Here is an 18,766-nt window from a genome sequence, read left to right as displayed (position 1 = left end):
CCGAGAGATCCTATGTTTCCTCCATGCTGACCAAGTGGGGCTCGACGCGGCGGCGCACCGTGGTGGCCGCTCTCCTGGGGGCGGGCGCGCTGCTCGCCACGACCGGACCGGCGGCCGCGGCCGACCCCGACGCCGCGAGCCGCGACGTCTACGTCTCGCCCGCCGGGTCGGATCACGCGTCCGGCACCGCGGGGGACCCCGTCCGGACCCTCGACCGGGCCCGCGACCTCGTGCGGCAACGGGCGCCGCACCTGACTCGGGACCTCACCGTGCACCTCGCGCCCGGCGTCTTCCGGCTGGCCGCGCCGCTGCGGCTGGACGCGCGGGACTCCGGCGGCAACGGTCACCGCGTCATCTGGCAGGGCAGCGGCGACACCGAGCTGAACGGCGGCGTGCGGGTCACCGGCTGGCGGCCGGTCCCGGGCCGGCCGGGCCTGTTCGCCGCGCCGGCGCCCGCCGGGCTGGACAAGACCCGGCAGCTGTACGTCGACGGCGTCCGCGAGCAACGCGCCCGCGGCCCGCTGCCGGTGACCGTCAAGGCCACCGCGACCGGCTACACCGCGAGCGCGGACACGCTCGCGCACTGGCGCAACCCCAAGGACGTCGAGTTCGTCTACACCGCCGGCGAAGCGCTGTGGAACATCCAGCGCGACGGCCTCGGCCAGTGGACCGAGCCGCGCTGCCCCCTCGCCGCGGCCGAGGGCACGACGATCACGATGGCGCAGCCGTGCTGGGACAACTCGACGAAACGCGTGCTGTTCCCGGACATCCCCGGCCGCAGCGTGAACATGGTCGGCCCGGCCGACCTGACCAACGGACGGCACCCGACCTACGCCGAGAACGCCTTCGAACTGCTCGACACCCCCGGCGAGTGGTACCTCGACCGGTCCGCGCACGTCGTCTACTACCTGCCGAAGCCCGGCCAGGACCTGCGCCGCGCGGACGTCGAGGTGCCGGTGCTGGAGAAGCTTCTCGACGCGAAGGGCACGGCCGCCGCGCCGATCCACGACGTGGCCTTCCGCGGCCTCCGCTACTCGTACGCGACGTGGCTGACGCCGTCGTCGCCCGAAGGCTTCTCCGAAATCCAGGCGGGCTACACGATCACCGGCGCCGACGGCTGGGCCGTCCAGGGCCTGTGCCAGTTCGTCCCCGGCGGCACCTGCCCGTACGCCTCGTGGACGCGGGAACCCGCCAACGTCGCCGTCTCCCACGGGCAGCGCATCGAATTCGCCGACAGCGTGTTCGCCCACCTCGGCGGCGCGGGGCTCGACCTCATCGACGGCACCAAGGAATCGCAGGTGCGCGGGGACGTCTTCACCGACATCTCCGGCAACGGCGTGCAGGTCGGCGGCGTCGACAAGCCGGTCACGGACACCGACGCCGACGTCGTGCGGGACGTCCGGGTCACCGACAACCACCTCTACGGCCTGCCGCGCGAATTCCACGGCGGCGTGCCGGTCGTCAACGGCTACTCCGTGCGGAACACCATTTCCCACAACCAGATCGACCACGTCGGCTACTCGGCGATCTCGGTGGGCTGGGGCGGCTGGCCGGACAAGATCAAGCGCCCGGCGACGCCGAACCTGTCGCACGACAACGTCGTTTCGGACAACCTGATCTTCGACTACATGCTGATGCTCGACGACGGTGGCGGCGTCTACACCCAGGGCATCACCGGCAGCTCCCTGGACGACGGCGAGAAGGTCACCGGCAACGTGATCCACGGCCAGTGGGGGCTCGGCAAGGGCGTCTACACCGACAACGGCAACACCCACGAGACGGTCCGCGGCAACGTCCTGTACGGCACGGCGTACTTCAACGTCGGCACGGTGCACGTCGACTACCGCGACGACCTCGGCAACAACGACCCGACGCTGATCGAGGGAAACTACTGGGAGCAGGGCGACCGCGACAAGGTCGACAAGGGCGCGATCACCCGCGGCAACGTGATCCTGGCGCGCCCGGCCGACGCGCCGCCCGCGATCGTGGCGAACGCGGGCCTCGAACCGGCCTACCGCAAGCTGCTCACCCGGCAGGTCGGCGGCCGGGCCCCGGCCGAGGCGCCGTCGCGGGTCGGCACGTTCGCCGTCTCGGGCAAGCTGTACGCGACCTGGAACCCGACGTTCGCCTTCAACAACGCACCGGTCATGGACTACGTGGTGACGGCGTCGGGCGGCGGACGCACGTACCAGGCGACGGTGTCCGCGGCCGACTTCGCGAAGCGCGCGTACGCCGAAGTGCCCGGCTTGACGGACGGCACGGCGTACACGGTGACAGTCGCGGCGCGCAACGCGTTCGGCACGAGCGAGCCGTCGCTGCCGGCGGCTCCGGTGACGCCCGGCCCGGCAACCGTTGTGCTGCCGGGTGTCCCGACGAGCGCGCGGGCGTTGCCCAGTTCGACGGCGGCCTCGATCCGCTGGAACCCGCCGGCCGCGGCGGGCGACACCCCGGTGCTCGGCTACGTGATCACGGTGTCGGACGGCCGCACGATCGCGGTGGAAGGCCGCGACGCACTGGTCACCCAGCCGACGGTCAAGGGCATGACCCGGGTGGTCGACGGCCTCCACCCGGCGACGGCGTACACGTTCACGGTCGCAGCGGTCACGGCGACGGGCACCGGCCCGGCGGCCACCTTCACCGCGACTACGACGCCGTAGCGTAACGAGCGGTACCGGACGATCGACTCACTTCCGGTGGGCCCGGCGCCGGGCCCACCGGAAGTGAGAGGTCTGGTGGACGACAAGGGTCTCGAACAGCAGCTGACCGAGGCCGCGGCCCGCGGCGCGATGGTGGACCTGCGCACGGGCGACCCGACGGCCGACGATCCGGCACAGGGCGCCCGCTGGCCGGCGTCCCGGACCGTGCCAGCCGAGCTGATCGCCCGGCTGGTGACCGGAACGCAAACCCCGCCGCGCGCCGTACGCCTCGCCGGGGCGCGCGTGACGGGCCGTCTCGATCTCGAATCGGCCATCCTCCGCTGCCCGCTGGTGCTGGAGGGCTGTTCGTTCGAGGAGCCTGTCACGCTGGAGCAGGCGCAGGCGGCGACGATCCGCCTGCCGTACTGCCACGTCCCCGCGATCGCCGCCGACGAACTAAACGTCCGTGGAGCCCTCGTGCTGGCAGGGCTGGTCGCCTCGGAAGGCGGGGTCAGTCTGTCCGGCGCTCAAGTCGACGGGCACCTCGACCTCGACGGGGCCACGCTCGCCAATGCGCACGGGCCCGCGCTCAACGCCGACAGCCTCACCGTCGGCCGGATGATGTTCTGCCGCAACGGTTTTACCGCCGAAGGTGAAGTGGGCCTCATCGGCGCGCAGATCGGCGGCAACCTCGAATTCGACGGCGCGGTCCTGACCGCCAACGGCCGGTACGCGCTCAACGCCGACAGCCTGACTGTCGACCAGAGCGTGTACTGCCGTAACGGCTTCACCGCCGTGGGCGAGGTGAGTCTGCTCGGGGCGTCTGTAGCCGGCAGCCTCGATTTCGGAGGCGCGACTCTGAACAACGCCTGCGGGTATGCGCTTTACGCCGGCGGTCTCACCGTCGGCCGCGGGATGTTTTGCCGCCATGGCTTCACCGCCCTGGGTGAGGTGAACGTGCTCAGCGCGAACGTCGGCGACAACTTCGATTTCGCAGACGCCCAGTTGCGAAACTTCGGCGGATACGCCCTCAACGGCGGCAACCTCACCGTCGAACGAGGGATGTTCTGCCGCAATCATTTCACCGCCGTGGGGGAAACGAGCTTGCTCGGCGCGCAGATCGGCGGCAGCCTCGTCTTCACCGACGCCACCCTGACCAACCCGGACGGCCTGGCGCTCGACCTCGAAAGCGCCCGCGCGGGCGCGCTGTTCCTCACACCGCGAGAGCCTCCGGGCGGCATCGTCGACCTGACGAACGCCCGGGTGACCAGCTTCCACGACGCCGTCGACGGCTGGCCCACCGCGATGCGCCTGCGCGGATTCACCTACGATGTCCTGGAAAACGACACGGTCACCGTCCGCGCCCGGCTGAAGTGGCTGGCGCGCCACCAAGGCGGCTACGCACCCGGCCTCTACGACCAGCTGGCCGCGGCCTACCGCCGGGACGGTCACACCCAAGCCGCGCGCCGGGTGGGGATCGCCAAGCAGTGGCGCCGACGGCAGGCGCTCAACCTGCTCGGCAAGGCGTGGAACTGGCTCCTCTACCTGACCGTGGGCTACGGCTACCGGACCTGGCTGGCCGGGTTGTGGCTGGCCGGGCTGGTCGCCGTCGGGACCGCCGTCTTCGCCGGGGCCTACCCCGGCCAGATGAAGGCCGCGTCCGCCACCGTTCCGGAGTTCCAGCCGGCGGCGTACACCCTGGACGTCATGCTGCCGGTCGTCGACCTCGGCCAGAAGAAGAACTGGTTCCCCCAGGACACGGCGCAGGTCTGGTCCTGGGTGCTGACCGGCGCCGGCTGGGTGCTGACCACCGCGGTCGTCGCCGGCCTGACCAACGCCCTCAAACGCGACTAGCCCGCGTCCGGGCGGGACAGCAGCTCCCGCAGCGTCGCCAGCAGTTCCCGCCGGTCCGCCGCCCCGAGCTTCCCGCGGATGCGGGCCATGTGGTGCTCGACCGTCTTCCCGGAGATGAACAGCTTGCTGCCCGCCTGCTTGTACGTCAGCCCGTCCACGACCAGCCGGGCCACCTCCAGCTCGCGCTCGCTCAACGCCGCGAGGCCGGCGCCCCCCGCCGGTTCGGTGGTGCCCGGGTCGCGGCGGGCCGCCGTGCCCTGGAACTGGCGGGCCGCCTCCAGGAGCTGGACCATGGCCTTGCGGTCCGATGTCCGGATCGCCGCCTGGCCGGCCAGGCGGGCCGCGTCCCAGCGGAGGCCCAGGTCGTGCAGTTCCGCCGCCGCCGCCGTGATCGCGTCCGGGGCGAACGTGCCGCCCAGAACCGCCAGCCAGCCCTGGGCCGCCGTGGCCAGTGCGCGGGGGTGACGGCCGCAGTGGGCGTGCGTCATCAGCGTCGCCAGGTGGGCTTTGGCCGCGTCCGCGTCCTCCAGCGTGATCGCCGCGTGCAGCTCGTGCCAGACCAGAGAGACCGTCCACAGTGGAGGTTCGCCGAGCCGGGCCAGCAGGCCGTGGGCGCGTTCGAACTGGCCGGACAGCTTGGCGAACGCGCCCGTGCGGGCCGCCGCGATGGCCAGCTCACCCAGCGGCAGCAGCGAAAACAGGTCCGTCTGCTGCCGCATCGACGCCTGGTACGCGCGGTTCCACGACCGCTGCAGCCCGACGAGGTCGCTGGCTCGCCGGGCCAGGCCCAGCTCCAGCGTCGCGAAGAACAGCTCGTCGCGAGCTTCCAGGGTCCGCCCGGCGACGGCGTCGCGGTGCTCCGCGGCCGTCGCCAGGTCGCCGGCCGTCATCGCGACCCAGCCCAGCAGCAGCCGGTGCCGGACGGCCAGCAGGTCGCCGCCGATCCGGCCGTCGAGAGCCCGGGTCAGCACGGATTCCGCCAGCGCCAGCTCGCCGGTGTGCAGGGCGACGAGCGCGGCCAGCGCCGCCGGGCTGTCCGGTAGCAGCGTGCCGCCCAGCGCGGGCTCCAGCATCGCGGCCGCGCCGAGCAGCGTGGACAACGTCTCCGTCGCGCAGCCGGACACCGAATCCACGATGCCGCGGGCCATCCGGGCCGCCGCGCCGGCGAACAACGTCGGCGTGGCCCCCGGCGTGGGGGAGTCGAGGAGACGGCGGGCGCCGTCGAGGTCGCCCGTGCCGACCATGGCCGTCGCGGAGAACGCGTCGGTGCGGCCCGCCCAGTGGTAGAGCTCGGCGCTGCGGGCCAGCTCGCCCCGGTGCGCCAGCACGGTCGCGGCGATTTCCGCGCCGGCCGCGCGGGTTTCCGCGTCGGCCGCGCCGAGCATCCCGTCGCCCAGCCGGAGCGCGGTGTCGAGGTCGCCGGACAACGCGGCCGCCCGCGCCCAGCCTGCCGTGACGGCGGAGGAGCGGTCGCCCGCTTCGGCGGCGGCTTCGAACAGCTGCGTCGCCAGGCGCGCGTCGGTAGGCAGCGCTTCCCCGGCCGCCGCGGCGAACGCGGCCGCCGCGGACGCGCCGGAACTGCCCGTGCCGAGCAGCGACCGGGCCAGGTCGAGCACCGGGAGGTCGTTCGCCAGCTGCAGTTCGACGAGCCGCTGCACCGTGGTCAGCCGGCGGGCGGGGGGCCCGAAGTCGCGGACGGCGGCCGCGGCCAGCGGCAGCAGCGTGTCGTCGGGGGCGAGCAGGCCGGTCGCGCGGGCGCCTTCGACGATGGCGGGCAGCTGGTCGGGGCCGCGGTCGAGCAGCGCGCACAGCAGATCGAGGTTGCGCCCGGCGCCGGCCTCGGCCGCAATCAGGTAGCGGAGCACGTCGTCGTCGAGCTCGTCGAGCTCGGGCCGGAACTCCTCCAGCCGCCCGCGCAGCGCGCGCTCGGCCAGCCGCGGCACCCCGCCGCTGCGGGCGTGCAGCTCGGCCGCGGCCGCCGGGTCGGCGGGCGATCCCGTCACCGCGGTCATCAGCCGCGCCACGTCTTCGACGCCGAGCGGGCCGAGCTGCAGCAGCGTCCAGCCAGGCGCCACCGCGGCCGGCCGGTGCGCGACGACGATCGGCCCGTCCGCGCCGGCGAGCAGCTCCTCGAGCTGGTCGGCGCCGAGCCGGTCGGCGTCGTCGACCAGCACGGCGTCGACGCCCGCTTCGCGGTAGCGGCGGTCGAGCGCGGCGAGCAGCACGCTCTTGCCGTACCCGCCGGGGGCGACGACGGCCAGCCGCAGCGGGGCGGCCGGCTCGGCGGCGACGCGGTCGAGCAGCTGCCGCGCCGCCGGGTGCACGAGGACGGTGTGCAGCGGGGGGACCTGCGTGAGCAGTGTGTTCAACAGTGACCTTCACCGGAGGGGGCGCAGTGGGCGGGAGCGGGGGTGGTGCCGGGGCCGGCGGTGGCTTCGCGGGCGGTGACGGTGATCACCACCGCCGAGACGGCCGCGGCGAGCACCAGGACCGCGGCGGCGAGGGGACGCCGGCGGCGGAACAGGTTCAGCGGGCTGGTGCGCTCGGGCAGTTCGAACGGCGTGATGTCGACCGGCGGGCGGGGCGGCCGCTCGCCGAGTTCACCGAGCGTGTCCACCTGGGGGAGCAGGGTGGTCTCGACGGCGGGGGGTTCCTGGGGCGTCTCCCGGTGGTCGGCGCGCAGCGCCGCGAGGGCGGCCGCGCCGAGGGCGGCGGTCGCCGGCGGAACCGGTCCCGCGAACACCGGGCACGGCGGCCGGGCCGGAAGCGCGTGCGGGGGCACGTCACCGCAGAACACCACCCCGGCAAGGCTCTTGGGGACCGCCGACGCCGAGCCGGCGAGGGCGAACAGCGTGCTGAGCGCGGCCGCCGGGGCGACCCCTTCGGCAGTGGCGCCGGCCTGCCAGCCGCTCGCGCCGGTCGCCGTCGCCACGGTGACGTTGACGCCGTCGGCGCCGAACTCGCACACCCCGGCCACCTGCGCGCCCGGGCCGGGGACCGGCAGGTGCGCGCCGAGCGCGGCGATCGAGCCGGGGACCAGCGTGACGGCGGTGAACCCGGCGTCGGCCAGTGCCCGGCGCAGCACGTCACGGCGGTAGCCGCCCCAGTCGCCGGGGTGGGTCAGCACCACGTGGTGCGGGGGGCCGCCGAACAGGTTCGCGGCGTGCTCGGCGATCCCTTCGACGAGCACGGTGGTAAGCGTCTCGGGCGGGAACGGCTCGCCTTCGACGATCATCGGCACGTCGTCGCCGATCCGCCGGTGGAAGCCGGTGAGCAGCCGCGACGGCATCCGGGCGCCGGCCTGCGCGGCCGCGTCCCCGGTGAGCAGGTAGCCCTCGTCGTCGAGGAACAGCGCGGACGCCGCGGCGGGGGAGCGTTCGCCCAGCCAGAGGGGTTCGGGGTCGCTCCAGCCGGGGCCCTGGCGGCGGCAGGTGGCGGCGTGGGTCCGGCCCTGTGCCACATCGATCCCGAGGACGTAGGGCAACGGCGCTTCCTCCTCACCTCGCGGGGCCGATCGGGGGCACGGAATTCCCCCTAGGGCTCGGGGCATCCTCACCCAAACGGGTTAGTCAGGCAAGGGTCTGGAGGGATTTAACCCAACTGAGCGCGTCTCGGATGAGCCCCTAACTCCCTAACGATGACATATCGATCCCCTATCGGCTGACCGGACTGCGACTCGGAGTGATCCCCGATGTGCGCTGGGGGACCGTCTCCCTACCTTGATGACGGAGCACCGGTCCTTGCGGGCCGTGCCGTCCCCCGAACCACCGGATCAGGAGAAAACCCCATGGACTCCGTGCAGACGTTGCACGATTTCGCCCTCAACCTGCTCAACGACCCGACCGCGCTGGCGGCCTTCGGGACGGACCCGCAGGGTGTGCTCGCTGCCGCCGGTCTCGGCGACGTCAGCGCCGCCGACGTGCACGAGGTCATCCCGCTGGTGCTCGACTACGTGCCGGTCGACAGCCTCCCGGCCGTGGGCGGCCTCCCCGTCGTCGGCGACCTGACCTCGGTCGGCACCGACGCGACCGGCATCCAGGGCGCGATCGACCAGCTCACCGCCCTCACCTCGGGCCTCGGCCTGCCGGCCACCTCGGACCTGCCGGTCGTGGGCGACCTCGGCGGCGAGCTGCCGGGCATCGGCGGCCTCGGCCTGCCGGCGGTCGGCGACCTCGGCCACACCGTCACCACCGTGACCGACGTCACCAACACCGCCGCCGGCGTGACCGCGCTGGCCGGCGACGTCACCGGCTCCCTCGGCCTGGGCAGCGACCTGGCGCAGAGCATCGACGCGGGTGTCGTGGGCAACCTGGCCGGCGCCGTGACCGGCGCGGTCGAGAGCGGCAACGTGGTCGGCCAGGCCGACCAGGTCGTGACCGGTGTCACCGGCCACGTCGCTGCGCCCGTCCACGTCGGCGACCTGACCGGTGCCGTCACCGGCGCGGTGACCGGCGCGGCCGACGTCACCAACCACGTCGGCGACTTCACCGGCACGCTGAAGAACGTCGGCGACCTGGACCTCAAGCACGTCGGCGGCGAGCTGACGAACACGGTCCAGCACAGCATCGGCGACATCACCCACAACACCGTCACCACGGTGACCGGTGCGGCCGGTGTCGACCACAACTCGGTCGGCGACATCGCCAGCAACAACGGTGTCGACGCGGTGCACGACGTGGTGTCGGGTGTCACCGACAACCTCAGCCACAACGCGCTGGGCAACATCCACGTCGGCGACCTCGGCCACAACGACATCCACATCGGGCACTGATCCCCGAACCGGTCACCGGTGCCCGTCCCGCGGTCTGGGTGCAGCCGCGGGACGGGCACCCGGTGTGCGTACGGGGAGTGAACCGGGGACACTCGACCATCGTGACCGCACCGGCTTGGCTCGAAGTGCTCAACGAGACGCTGGACGCGTGCCGCACGCACGGCCGCGCCGATCTCGCCGAGCGCCTGCGCAGACGCCGGGACGCCCCGGCCGGGCAGTCCCGGCTCGGCGTGCTCGGCTTCCCCAAACAGGGCAAGGGTTATCTGCTCAACGCCGTGCTGAACGCGCCGGTGTGCGCGGTCGGCGACGCCGCGACCCCCGCCGTCCCCACGGAAATCGCCTACTCCGCCGAACCCGCCGCGACGCTGGTCGGCCGGTCCCGCGAACGGATCCCCGTCGCGGTCGAACGGCTCACCGGTGAGCTCGGGGCCCGGCCGGCGGGCACCCTCAGCCGCGTCGAGGTCGGCGTGCCGCGTGAACTCCTTTCGGCCGGCCTGGTGCTGGTCGACACTCCGCCGGTCGGTGACCCGCGGTCACCGCGCACCGCGGCGGCCCTCGACGTGCTCGCCGAAGCGGACGCGGTGATCCTCGTCTCCGACGCGACCGCGCCGCTGAGCGCCGCCGAACTCGCGCTCGCGCGCCACGTGCGCACCTGGTGCCCGCACGTCGTGCTCGCGCTCACCAAGATCGACGTCTGCCCGGGGTGGCGCGCGGTCGCCGAACGCGACCGCGCGATGCTCGGCGAAGCGGGGATCGACGCGCCGGTGCTGCCGGTGTCGGCCGTCGTGCGCCAAGCCGCCGCGAAGACCGGTGACGCGGATCTCAACGCCCGCTCGGGGTTTCCGGAGCTGCTCGGCTGGATCGCCGAGCAGGCCGCGCGCCCGCCCGAGCAGTCGCGCGCGCTGCTCGCCGCGGTCGGCGTGCGCGCCGCGGCCGCCGAACTGGTGGAGTCCCTGAGTGACCGCATCGACACGGTCGCCCAGGACGCCGGGCTCGGCCAGGCCGCGCTGCTGCAGCGGGCCCAGCGCCGCGCCGACGACCTGCGGCGGCAGAACACCCGGTGGCAGAACCTGCTCTCCGACGAGATCACCGACCTGCTCTCCGACGCCGAGTACGACCTGCGCGAGCGGACGCGCAAGATCGTCAACACCATCGACCGGACCTTCGACGAGGGCGACCCGGCGAAGGTGTGGGACGACTTCGCGCCCTGGCTGGACAACGCGCTGGCCGAGGCCGTCGACACGAACTACACGTGGCTGGCCGACCGGGCGGAGTGGATCGCCCAGGCGGTCGCCGCGTGCTTTGGCGCCCAATACGACCTCGCGCTGCCCGACCTGCGCCTCGACGGCTCCGGTGTGGACGGCCTCGACGACGTCCGGCGGCCGAAGATCGAGAAGTTCAAGGTGGGCCAGCAGGCGTTCACCGGCCTGCGCGGGTCGTACGGCGGTGTGCTGATGTTCGGCCTGGTCACCAGCCTGGCCGGGCTGCCGCTGATCAACCCGGTCTCACTGGGTGCCGGCGCCGCGTTCGCCGCGAAGACGATCAAGGACGAGGGCGGGATGCGCCTGCAGCGGCGCCAGGCCGTCGCCAAGCAGGCGGCGCAGCGGCACGTCGACGACGTCTTCCTGCGGTTCAGCAAGGAATGCCGCGACGCGATCCGCGTGGTGCAGCGGCGGCTGCGCGACCACTTCACCGGGCTGGCCGAGGAACTCGCCGACGAGCTGACGCGCGAACGCGAGACGATCCTGGCCGGCACGGCCGAGCGGGAGCGGCGGACCGGGCACATCCGCCGCGAGATCGACCGGCTGGCCGCGCTGCACCAGCGCGCGGGCGAGCTCGGCACGATCGCCGGGCGGCAGCAGCGGCGGGAACTTTCGGCGTGACCCAGGACGTCCGCGACCTGCTGCACGCCGCGGCCGGGCTCTACCGGGACGACCCGCGGGCCTCGGCGCTGCTGCACGACTGCCTGAACCGGCTGGAGCAGCCGCTGCGCGTCGCGTTCACGGGTGCGCCGTCGTCGGGGAAGACGACGCTCGCCGCCGCGCTGGGCGAGTGGCCGACGCGCGCGCTGCGCGACCTGGTGCTGCTGGACGACCCCGGCCCGGCCGACGACGTCCCGGACGCGATGGTCCGGCTGGTCCGCCACCTCGAGCCGGACGAGCTCGCGGCGGCGCACCCGCCGGGCGGCTCGGCGTTCGCGCGGCAGAGCGCGGTCAACTCGGTGCTGGTGCTGTCGCGAGCCGACGAGGTGGGCGCGGGCCGGATCGACGCGCTGCTCACCGCGAAGCAGCTGGCGCGGCGCGCGTGGCGGGAAGACCCGCTGTGCACGGGTTTCCTGGGCGTGATCGCGGTCGCCGGGCAGCTGGCCTACGGCGGCCGGTCGCTGCGCGACGACGAGTTCGACCTGCTGGCGGCGTTCGCCGCGGTGCCGCGCGAGGAACTGGAACGGCACGTGCTGTCGGTGGATTCGTTCACCGACCCGGCGTTCCCGGGGCCGATCCAGGTCGAGACGCGGCGGTCGCTGGTGGTCCGGTTCGGGATGTTCGGCGTCCGGCTGGCCCTCACGCTGATCCGCACCGGCTGCGACGACCGCGTGAAGCTGTCCGCGGAACTGGTGCGCCGCAGCGGTCTCGGCGAGCTGCGCGACACCCTGGCCGGCTGTTTCGTCGCGCGGTCGGAGGCGTTGAAGGCCCGGACGGCGGTGATCCGGCTGGAGGCGCTGCTTGCCGCGCACCCCCGCCCGGGCGGCGACCGCCTGGTGTCGCGGGTGGAGCGGTTCGCGGCGGCGGCGCACGACTTCCGCGAGCTGCGCCTGATCGCCGACATCCGCGGTGGCCGGACGGCGCTGTCCGGCGAACCGGCGGAGGAAGCGGTCCGGTTGCTGGGCGCCCAGGGCACGGCCCCGGCCGACCGCCTCGCGCTGGAACCCGACGCGGACCCGAACGACATCTACGAGGCCGGGCTGGACGCGCTGCGGCGCTGGCGGCACGAAGCCGAACGCCCGGACCGCCCGCACGCGGAACGCGCGGCGGCGCACGTGGTGGTCCGGTCGGCCGAGGGACTGCTCTCGCTGTTCGCCTAACGCTGGATACCCGGCCGAGGCGGGGCCGCGAACTCTCCGCGCGTCCGCTCGGAGGCCTGACCGTCCAACCGGGACCAGAACGCGGTCAGGGCGCGCGCCACCGGGTGCGGATCCGTGACCGGCCACCAGTGCCCCGTGCCGGGGAGTTCGGCGATCTCGGCGCCGGCGGCCTCGCCGGCGAACCGGTGCTGCGCCGGCGTTCCGCTGGCCTGGTCGGCGTCCGCGAGGGCGATCAGGGCCAAGCCGGGCCGCTGCCGGGCCTTCGCCAGGTCGCGGCCCGCGTCAGCCATCACCGGCTGGGCGGCCGACCGCAGGAGCGAGAGCACCGCCCGGCCCATGCCGTCGTCCATCCCGGCGGCCACGCGTTCCGCGGCCGGGCCGGTCATCCCGAGGCCATTGACGACCTCCAGCCGCTGCGCCGGCGTGCCGCCGAAGATCTCCTTCACCGACGCTTCGCCCGCTCCTTCCTGCTGCCACACCTGGGCTCGCGCGTGCCAGACGTAGTCCGGGGCGAAGAGGCCGAGTGCGTCCGACGCCCAGCTGCGGATCAGGTCCGGGCGGGTCATCGCGATCCGGGCGACGTGCGCGCCACCCCAGTCGTGGCCGACGAGGTCGACGGGTTCCCGGAACTGCTCCAGCCGCGCGGCGAGCCAAGCGCGGTAGCCCTCGACGGTGGCGGAGAAGCCGTCCGGCGCCGGCACCCCGAAGCCGGGCGGGGACAGCGACACCGCGTCGTCCCGGCCGAGCACTTCGAGCAGCGGGCCCCACACGCCGCTGTTCTCCGGATTGCCGTGCACGAGTACCAGGGGAACAGGCATCGTCACTCCTAACTTGCGTGCATGTATGCAAGTAACTGTAGCAGCGGCCGCTGCCGGGGACCACTGCCGGAAACTACGGCGTGACGGCGAAGGCCGCGCGCACCGAGCGCGTCGCCTCGCGGATGAGGGTGGGGACGTTGCGCACCGGAGGCTGGGCGATGAGCTGCAGCCCGGTGCCGCGGACCAGGGCGACGACCAGCACGGCGGCCGCGGCCGGGTTCGCGTCGGGCCGGACGGACCCGTCGGCGACGCCCTGGCGGACCACGTTCGCCAGCAGCTGCCGGAAGTCGGCGTCCCGGCGGGCGAACAGGGGGGCCAGCAGGGGGTCGGCCGCGATCGCCTCGCCCCACAGCTGCAGGAACGCGCGCGCCGACGGCGTCCGCCGGACGACGTTGCGCAGGTAGGCCTCGACGATCTGCACCAGGTGGTCCAGGCCGTTCCCCTGGTAATCGGGGACGTCGAACCGCTGCGCCTCGTCGACCACGGCTTCCAGCAGCCGTTCCCGGCTGCCGAAGTGGTGGTAGACGATGCCGCGGCTGTAGCCGGCGGCTTCCCCGACCTCGGCGAGCGTGACGGCACGGGACCCGCTGCGCGCGATGAGCGCCATCGCCGCGTCCACCACGCGCCGCTCGGTCTCGGCGCGTCGTTGCTCCTGCGTCCGCCGGGCCGGGCGATCGGTCATGCGTCGTGCTCCCCTGACTGGCATCGTGGTCGACGAAGTGTGCCACGGCGGGCTCCCGCCGCCCGGCCTGGTCGCCGCACGCGGCTACAGAACGGCGGTCGCCTCGATCTCGACCAGGTGCTCCGGGACGTCCAGCGCCGCGACGCCGATGAGCGTGGCGGGCGGCTTCGCCGTGGTCCCGATCTCGGCGCTGCCGCGGGCGATGCCGTCGAGCAGGGCGGGCATCTTCTCCGGTGTCCAGTCGACGGCGTAAACGGTCAGCTTCGCCACGTCGTCGAACGTCCCGCCGGCCGCGGCCAGTGCGGCGGCGACGTTGACGTAGGCCTGCTCGACCTGGTCGGCGAGGTCGCCCCCGGTCTCCCAGGCGACCTGCCCGGCGACGAAGACGAGCTTCGTCCCTTCGGCGACGGCGACCTGGTGGTAGACGTCGATCTCGGGCAGTTCGCGCGAATTCAGCAGGGTGACAGTCATCTGTTCCTCCGTGCTCTCTTGTGGTTACCCAGGAACCGTAGGAGAGTCTTGGACCATGCGGAAGAAGGCACTTTTCGGTGACGGGGGAACCAGATGGTGACCAAGCAGGACAAGGACCTCTCCCGCGCGGATTCCCTGGCGCGCGAGATCTTCTCGGACGTCGCCAACAAGTGGGCGCTCCTGATCATCGAGACCCTCGGCGAGCGCACGCTGCGGTTCAGCGAGCTGAGGAACGAGGTCGCGGGCATCAGCCACAAGATGCTGACGCAGAACCTGCGCATGCTGGAGCGCAACGGGCTGGTCGAGCGCGAGGTGCACCCGACCGTGCCGCCGCGCGTCGAATACACCCTCACCGAGCCCGGGCAGGGGCTGCGCGCGACGGTCGACGGCATGTGCGGCTGGACCCAGCGGTTCATCGAGGCCATCGAAGCCGCCCGGAACCGCTTCGACAGCTGACAGCGTCACAAAAACACCGACCGGCAGGCCGGTTCGCGACCGGTTGTCCGGTGTTGACGCCCGCCGGGCCGCGGCGCACCATAGACCGGTCTATGGTCCAGTGCCGGCCCGAAGGGAACTCCCATGCCCGAAGACGTCCGCCCGCGGGTCCGGTTGTTCGGCGAGCTCCTGGCGCACTGGGCGCGGGAACGTCCGGCGGACACCGCGTTGCTCTTCGGCGACCGGGCGTGGACCTGGGCCGAGTTCGACGAGCGGGTCCGGCGGCTGTCCGGTGCGCTCGCCGCGGCCGGGATCGCGCGCGGTGACCGGGTCGCGTTCGTCGACAAGAACCACCCCGCCTGCCTGGAGACGACTTTTGCCGCGGCCGGGCTCGGGGCGGCCAACGCCGTCGTCAACTGGCGGCTCTCCGGCGACGAACTCGCCTACGTGCTCGAGGACGCGGGCGCCAAGGTGGTCTTCGCCGGCGCCGAATTCGTGCCCGCGCTCGACGCGGTCCGGGACCGGCTGCCCGCGCTGGAGCGCGTGGTGGTCGTCGGCGGGGACGCCGACGAGTACGAGTCGTTCCTGACCTCCGCCGCACCGCACAGCGGGACCGGCGTAGACACCGACGACGGCGTGCTCGTGATGTACACCAGCGGCACCACCGGCTTCCCCAAGGGCGCGGTGCTGACCCACCGCAGCGTCCTGGCGCACGGACTGGCCGCCGGGACCGCGTTCCCGATCGGCCCGGGTGACGTCAACCTGGTGGCGATGCCGCTGTTCCACGTCGGTGGCAGCTGTTACGCGGTTTCCGGGTTCCTCTACGGCGAACCGTCGTACCTGACCCGCGAGCCCGACGCGGCGTCGCTGTTCGCGGCGCTGCGGGCCGGGATCACGCACGCCTTCCTGGTGCCCGCCGTCGTGGCCGGGATCGCGCAGGCCGGCGAGGCCGCGCTCAAGGCGTTCGCCAAGCTGAAGTACCTCTGCTACGGCGCTTCGCCGATGCCGCTCCCGCTGCTGCGCACGGTCCTCGCGGCCTGGCCGGACGTCAAGTTCGCGCAGGTCTACGGCATGACCGAGCTGTCCGGGGCGGTCACCGCACTCGACCCCGAAGCGCACCGGGACACCGCCCGCCCCGAGCGGCTGGCCTCCGCGGGCACGGCACTGTCCGGTGTGGACATCCGGATCGTCGATCCGGTCACGGCGGAAGACGCGGAAACCGGCGAGGTCTGGGTGCGCACCGAGCAGCGGATGGCCGGCTACCTGGGCAAGCCGGAGGCGACCGCGGAGACCATTGTGGACGGCTGGGTCCGCACCGGCGACGTCGGGCGGCTCGACGACGGCGGGTTCCTGTTCCTCGAGGACCGCGTCAAGGACATGATCATCACCGGCGGCGAGAACGTGTACTCGCCGGAGGTCGAGCGCGTGGTGGCGGAGTTCCCCGGCGTCGCGGAGGTGGCCGTGATCGGCATCCCGGACGAGCGGTGGGGCGAACAGGTCAAGGCCGTCGTCGCCGGCGACCAGCTCGACGCGGACAAGATCGTGGAGTTCTGCCGCGAGCGGCTGGCCCACTACAAGTGCCCGCGCAGCGTCGACGTCGTGGATGCATTGCCGCGCAACGCAACGGGGAAGATCCTCAAGCGTACTTTGCGCGAACCCTACTGGCGGGACCGGGACCGGAACGTCTGATGCCGCCGGTCACGCGGCAGGCGTACTTCGGGGCGGCGCTGGACCTGCTCGCCGGGCACGGGTTCACCGAGCTGACCGTCGGCGCGCTGTGCCGCGCCCTCGGCGTCACCAGCGGTTCGTTCTACCACCACTTCGGCGGCTGGCCCGGGTTCGTGGAGCAGCTGCTGGAGCACTGGGAGAACCGTCAGGTGCTGATCCTGCGGGAGCGGAACTTCGGCACCGGCGGCCCGGCGGCGGACTTCGCCGCGCTGATGGACCTGACGCTCGGGCTGCCCCACGAGGCCGAAGCCGCGATCCGGGCATGGGCGCGCAACGACGAAACCGTGCGCGCGGCGCAGAAGCGCGTCGACGACGCCCGGGTGCGAACGGTCGGCAAGGCGGTCGAAGGCATCGTCGGCGACCGCGCACTGGCCCGGACGCTGACATCGCTCGGGATGGCGATGCTGGTGGGGCACCAGCAGCTGGCATCGGCGGGCCAGCACGGCGAGCTGACGGAATTGCTGGAGGAGTACACCCGGCTGGTGCACTCCCGCGCGAGCTAGGCGTTGCCGAGCACCCGGGTCACGGTGATCTCGATGACGACCCGCTGCGGGTTCGGCTTCGGCTGCCGGTAGCGGGCGGCGTAGCGGTTTTCCGCGTCTCGCACCGATTCCGGGTCGTCGCGCAGGACCGCTCGTCCCTCCAAAGTGGACCAGCGGGGGCCGTCGAGCTGGCAGACCGCGACCGGGATCCCTTCCGGGCCCGCCGCGCGGACGAGCCGGGCCTTGACCGACGGTGCGAACGTGATCACCCGGGCGATTCCGGCGTCGAAGTCGACGGTCACGCCGACCGCGACGACGTGCGGTGTGCCGTCCGGGCGGACCGTGGTCAGCGTGGCCAGGTGGCGCTCGGTCCAGAACGCGCGGAAGTCCGGCCCGCGGCCGACGAGGTCGATCTGCATGGTCTCCACGCTAGTCCGTCCGGGCGTGCGGGGAGGTGTGGGACCACTCACGGTAATAGTAAGGAAAGTTTCCTAACGCTCTTGACCTGGTCTTGAATCTTCTGTCAGGCTTCGATCACCTTCGCCGCAGCCAACGATGTCTATCCGGAGGAGCCATGAAGAGAGTTGTCCGGGCGGTGGTGGTTTCGGCCGCGCTCGCCGCGGGGCTGCTGAGCGTGCCGACGGCCGCGTCCGCGGCCGGCACGCCGTACGTGCCGGGAACGCTGCGGCCGTCCGTCTCGCAGGCCACGCAGGATGCCGCGCTGCAGAAGTACTATGACTTCTGGAAGAAGAACTTCCTGACCACCAAGTGCGGCAGCGGCACCTACGCCGTGCTGTCCAAGGACGCCGACCACTCCTTCGTCGCCGAGGGCGAGGGCTACGGCATGACGATCTCGGCGATGATGGCCGAGAAGGACCCGCAGGCGCGCTCGATCGTCGACGGGATCCTGAAGTTCGTCAAGGCGCACCCGTCGGTCAACAACAGGGACCTGCACGCGGCCGAGCAGGATTCGAGCTGCAAGAGCGTCAACGGCAGCGACTCGGCCACCGACGGCGACCTCGAAATCGCCTACGGCCTGCTGATCGCCGACAAGAAGTGGGGCAGCGGCGGCTCGGTCGACTACAAGGCCGAAGCCGGCCGGATCATCAACGCGATCAAGAAGAGCGAGGTCAACGGCAGCACGAAGTTCACCCTCCTCGGCGACTGGGGCAACGACGCGGAGTACAAGAACAGCTCGCGTTCGTCGGACTGGATGCCCGGCCACCTGCGTGCGTTCGCCGCGGCGACCGGCGACAGCTTCTGGGACTCCGTCCGCACCCGCTCGGAGACAGCGGTCAGTCAGCTGCAGTCGTCGTACGCGCCGAACACCGGGCTCCTGCCGGACTTCGTGGTGAACACGAACTCGACGCCGAAGCCGGCGCCGTCGAACTTCCTCGAGGGCCCGTACGACGGCAAGTACAGCTGGAACGCCTGCCGCGACCCGTGGCGCCTGGGCGTGGACGCGATCTCCGCCCCCGGAAGCGCGGCGGCGGCGCAGGTCCGCAAGATGAACACGTGGATCAAGTCGGCGACGGGCGGCGACCCGGCGAAGATCCAGAGCGGCTATTCGCTGTCGGGCTCGAAGACGGAGAGCGGTCAGCACCCGTGCTTCACGGCCCCGTTCGCGGTGGCGGCGATGACGGACCCGGCCAGCCAGGCGTGGCTGGACAAGCTCTGGACGGCGATCTCGACGTGGTCCCCGGACGCCACGGACTACTACGGAACGGGCATCACGATCCAGGTGCTCCTGATCCTGAGCGGTAATTACGTGGCCGCCTGAGGCGGCGGGGACGTCCCGCACCGCGGA

Annotated in this window: 15 protein-coding genes; 9 read left to right on the top strand and 6 right to left on the bottom strand. The window is 72.7% G+C overall.

What is annotated here, in order from left to right; genetic code table 11:
- Positions 1–23 precede the first annotated feature (23 nt).
- Both AB0M93_RS24640 and AB0M93_RS24635 read left to right on the top strand, forming a co-directional pair.
- Complete coding sequence (locus tag AB0M93_RS24640; protein ID WP_364276565.1) at positions 24–2,657, top strand: fibronectin type III domain-containing protein; 2,634 nt, start codon at positions 24–26, stop codon at positions 2,655–2,657.
- 75 nt (positions 2,658–2,732) lie between these two features.
- Positions 2,733–4,490 (top strand): hypothetical protein, encoded by a 1,758-nt coding sequence (locus tag AB0M93_RS24635; protein WP_364276563.1) that lies wholly within the window; start codon positions 2,733–2,735, stop codon positions 4,488–4,490.
- On the opposite strand, the gene AB0M93_RS24630 is transcribed toward AB0M93_RS24635, so the two are convergent.
- Both AB0M93_RS24630 and AB0M93_RS24625 read right to left on the bottom strand, forming a co-directional pair.
- Positions 4,487–6,859 carry a helix-turn-helix transcriptional regulator gene (locus AB0M93_RS24630; RefSeq protein WP_364276561.1) on the bottom strand — a complete coding sequence of 791 codons (2,373 nt, stop codon included), beginning with the start codon at positions 6,857–6,859 and terminating at the stop codon, positions 4,487–4,489. The two genes, AB0M93_RS24635 and AB0M93_RS24630, sit on opposite strands and share 4 nt — an antisense overlap.
- The gene (locus AB0M93_RS24625) at positions 6,856–7,974 is read right to left on the bottom strand and encodes a molecular chaperone DnaK (RefSeq protein WP_364276559.1); all 1,119 of its coding nucleotides are present in this window, start codon (positions 7,972–7,974) and stop codon (positions 6,856–6,858) included. Before AB0M93_RS24625 ends, AB0M93_RS24630 begins: the two co-directional genes overlap by 4 nt.
- A 303-nt stretch (positions 7,975–8,277) precedes the next feature.
- Between AB0M93_RS24625 and AB0M93_RS24620 the strand changes: the two genes are divergently transcribed.
- The 3 genes from AB0M93_RS24620 to AB0M93_RS24610 all read left to right on the top strand — a co-directional run bounded on the left by AB0M93_RS24620 (position 8,278) and on the right by AB0M93_RS24610 (position 12,343).
- Entirely contained in the window at positions 8,278–9,261 is a 984-nt protein-coding gene (locus AB0M93_RS24620) for an IniB N-terminal domain-containing protein (RefSeq protein WP_364276557.1), read from the top strand.
- Between the two features lie 101 nt (positions 9,262–9,362).
- Positions 9,363–11,144, top strand: coding sequence for a dynamin family protein (locus AB0M93_RS24615; protein WP_364276555.1), 1,782 nt, complete (start codon positions 9,363–9,365; stop codon positions 11,142–11,144).
- On the top strand, positions 11,141–12,343 hold the full coding sequence (locus tag AB0M93_RS24610) for a GTPase (protein WP_364276554.1): 1,203 nt from the start codon (positions 11,141–11,143) through the stop codon (positions 12,341–12,343). The genes AB0M93_RS24615 and AB0M93_RS24610 overlap by 4 nt, the downstream gene beginning before the upstream one ends.
- On the opposite strand, the gene AB0M93_RS24605 is transcribed toward AB0M93_RS24610, so the two are convergent.
- The 3 genes from AB0M93_RS24605 to AB0M93_RS24595 form a co-directional block, all read right to left on the bottom strand.
- On the bottom strand, positions 12,340–13,161 hold the full coding sequence (locus tag AB0M93_RS24605; RefSeq protein ID WP_364276552.1) for an alpha/beta hydrolase: 822 nt from the start codon (positions 13,159–13,161) through the stop codon (positions 12,340–12,342). The genes AB0M93_RS24610 and AB0M93_RS24605 overlap by 4 nt on opposite strands.
- A 73-nt stretch (positions 13,162–13,234) precedes the next feature.
- Complete coding sequence (locus tag AB0M93_RS24600) at positions 13,235–13,843, bottom strand: TetR/AcrR family transcriptional regulator (protein ID WP_364276550.1); 609 nt, start codon at positions 13,841–13,843, stop codon at positions 13,235–13,237.
- A gap of 84 nt (positions 13,844–13,927) precedes the next feature.
- Positions 13,928–14,314, bottom strand: coding sequence for a RidA family protein (locus AB0M93_RS24595; protein WP_364276548.1), 387 nt, complete (start codon positions 14,312–14,314; stop codon positions 13,928–13,930).
- A 93-nt stretch (positions 14,315–14,407) separates the two neighbouring features.
- Between AB0M93_RS24595 and AB0M93_RS24590 the strand changes: the two genes are divergently transcribed.
- From AB0M93_RS24590 to AB0M93_RS24580, 3 genes are all read left to right on the top strand, one after another.
- Positions 14,408–14,770 carry a helix-turn-helix domain-containing protein gene (locus AB0M93_RS24590; RefSeq protein WP_364276546.1) on the top strand — a complete coding sequence of 121 codons (363 nt, stop codon included), beginning with the start codon at positions 14,408–14,410 and terminating at the stop codon, positions 14,768–14,770.
- Between the two features lie 123 nt (positions 14,771–14,893).
- Positions 14,894–16,438, top strand: coding sequence for a long-chain fatty acid--CoA ligase (locus AB0M93_RS24585; protein WP_364276544.1), 1,545 nt, complete (start codon positions 14,894–14,896; stop codon positions 16,436–16,438).
- The gene (locus AB0M93_RS24580) at positions 16,438–16,980 is read left to right on the top strand and encodes a TetR/AcrR family transcriptional regulator (protein WP_364276543.1); all 543 of its coding nucleotides are present in this window, start codon (positions 16,438–16,440) and stop codon (positions 16,978–16,980) included. Before AB0M93_RS24585 ends, AB0M93_RS24580 begins: the two co-directional genes overlap by 1 nt.
- On the opposite strand, the gene AB0M93_RS24575 is transcribed toward AB0M93_RS24580, so the two are convergent.
- The gene (locus tag AB0M93_RS24575; protein WP_364276541.1) at positions 16,977–17,378 is read right to left on the bottom strand and encodes a PPOX class F420-dependent oxidoreductase; all 402 of its coding nucleotides are present in this window, start codon (positions 17,376–17,378) and stop codon (positions 16,977–16,979) included. The two genes, AB0M93_RS24580 and AB0M93_RS24575, sit on opposite strands and share 4 nt — an antisense overlap.
- Positions 17,379–17,533: 155 nt before the next feature.
- On the opposite strand from AB0M93_RS24575, the gene AB0M93_RS24570 reads away from it, so the two are divergent.
- Complete coding sequence (locus tag AB0M93_RS24570; protein WP_364276540.1) at positions 17,534–18,739, top strand: glycosyl hydrolase family 8; 1,206 nt, start codon at positions 17,534–17,536, stop codon at positions 18,737–18,739.
- Positions 18,740–18,766: the final 27 nt, after the last annotated feature.

The sequence above is a fragment of the Amycolatopsis sp. NPDC051102 genome (assembly GCF_040682815.1).
Taxonomy (GTDB): Bacteria; Actinomycetota; Actinomycetes; order Mycobacteriales; family Pseudonocardiaceae; genus Amycolatopsis.
The sequence above is the reverse complement of the archived record's forward strand: the minus strand, read 5'-3'. Positions and strand labels throughout refer to the sequence as shown.